This is a genomic window from Microcystis sp. LEGE 08355 (assembly GCF_015207185.1).
Taxonomy (GTDB): domain Bacteria; phylum Cyanobacteriota; class Cyanobacteriia; order Cyanobacteriales; family Microcystaceae; genus Microcystis; species Microcystis panniformis.
In genome coordinates this window covers 1-1,947 of record NZ_JADEXI010000748.1, presented here as the reverse complement: position 1 = coordinate 1,947, position 1,947 = coordinate 1, and the positions used below count along the sequence as shown (strand labels likewise).

At 39.7% G+C, this 1,947-nt stretch carries 2 protein-coding genes; one reads left to right on the top strand and one right to left on the bottom strand.

Annotation, left to right across the window (positions count from 1 at the left end; all coding sequences use genetic code 11):
• The coding region (locus tag IQ242_RS23645) for a site-specific DNA-methyltransferase (protein WP_193961631.1) at nucleotides 1-497 on the top strand (497 nt) is incomplete at its 5' end.
• Between the two features lie 221 nt (nucleotides 498-718).
• On the opposite strand, the gene IQ242_RS23640 is transcribed toward IQ242_RS23645, so the two are convergent.
• Entirely contained in the window at nucleotides 719-1,789 is a 1,071-nt protein-coding gene (locus IQ242_RS23640; RefSeq protein ID WP_193961630.1) for a glycosyltransferase family 1 protein, read from the bottom strand.
• Between the last annotated feature and the right edge of the window lie 158 nt (nucleotides 1,790-1,947).

The window sequence follows — 1,947 nt, the reverse complement described above, 5'->3', positions numbered from 1 at the left end:
CCTTTAATCTTGATCCAGTGAGAATCCCCGCTAAATATCCCGGTAAGCGTCATTTTAAAGGTAAAAATATCGGTAAACCCTCTGGTAATCCTTTAGGGAAAAATCCGAGCGATGTTTGGGAGTTTTTGGCCCAAGAATGGGATGAGTTACTTTGGGATATTCCTAACGTTAAATCTAATCATCCAGAGAAAACTATCCATCCTTGTCAATATCCAATCGAATTAGTAGAAAGATGTGTTTTAGCCTTGACAAATGAGGGGGATTGGGTTTTTGATCCCTTTGCTGGAGTCGGAACTTCTCTGATTGCTAGTATTATGCACAATCGTCGAGTGATGGGGAGTGAAAAAAAAGCAGAATATGTGAAAATTGCCAAGGAAAGAATCGCCGCTTATTTGCAAGGAAATCTTAAAATTCGTCCTTTAGGAAAACCTATTCATCAACCTAATGGTAAGGAAAAAGTTGCTCAAATTCCCGAAGAATGGCACAATAATATATAGGAAGTAACACTGAATCTCCCCCCCAGGTAGATGGATTCATGAATCCATCTACTATGAGTTGATGCTAAATCTGGTTATTAAAAACTGATTATTTATTCCCCCTGTTGCCTTTTGCATGAGTAGAAAACGGGTTTCTCCGAGAAACCCGTTTTCTGTGCGTTACTCAACGGATTTAGTATAACTCATCTGACAATGATTGATCAGGTTTTTTGTCACCATTTTTAGAGAAAACTTTGCAGAATTGTTGCAGTTTCTTGTCCAGTTTTTTCCCAACTAAAAAGCTCGGCGCGTTGGAGACTCAAGGATTTTAATTTAAGACGTAATTGTTCATTGGTGGCGATTTGCTGCATTGCCTCTCTCATCTCATCGATACTATAGGGATTAATTAAAATTGCCGCCTCTCCTGTGACTTCCGGGAGAGAGGAAAGATTAGAAGTAATTACGGGAGTTCCACAGGCGATCGCTTCTAGTACAGGTAATCCGAAACCTTCCCAAAGGGAGGGATAAACTAAAGCAGTTGCTTGGTTTAAAAGTTGCGGCAATTCTTCATAGGAAACATAGTTTAAAAATTGCACTCGTTGAGAGATTGATAATGCTTCTACCTGTTGCTGTAGAGCCGGCGTAAAACGGGGGTCAAATTGACCGACAATTAATAATTGATATTCGGAATAGATTTGGGAAAAAGCAGTAATTAAACGAGCGAGATTTTTATGAGGATCATAACGACCAAGATAGAGAAAATAGGGACGAGTCGGCAGATTTAGAGGACGAAAATTATCAGAATCATATCCAGAAATAATCACGGTTATTTTGTCAAGAGGTATGTCAAAAAACTTATTAATATCGGCGGCCGTTGCTTGGGAAACAGCGATAATATGTGTGGCTTTTTTCAGGACTTGAGGTAAATAGTATTTATTATAAAAAGTTAAAGGAGAAAATTTCGGGAACCGCAGGGGAATTAAATCATGAACTGTGACAATATAGCGGCAATTTCCATAAATAGGTGCTTCGGGAATGGGGGTAAATAGCAGGGAAGACTTCAATTGTTGATAGGTTTGATAGAGTTGGGTTTCTGTCCAAATTAAGCGCCTAATATTGCCTTTAGTTCCCTGCTCTTGGGTGAGGTTTTCCGACACAGGATAGCTGTTAAAATCTGGGTAACTATTAGAAGTGATTAGGGTAGGATTTAAGTTAGCTAATTGGGGAATGAGATTTTTAGTATAGGTAGTCAATCCAGTATATTTAGTACCGAGAAAAGCGAGATTGATTAATAATTGATGATTCCTATTCATAGATATTAGCTAGTTAAGTAGGTAGGTGTTAAAAGTTGTCAGACACCCCCCTTATCAAGGGGGGATTAAGGGGGGATTCGTACCCCCCTTATCAAGGGGGAATTAAGGGGGGATCTGCACCCCCCTTATCAAGGGGGGATTAAGGGGGGATCCGTCTG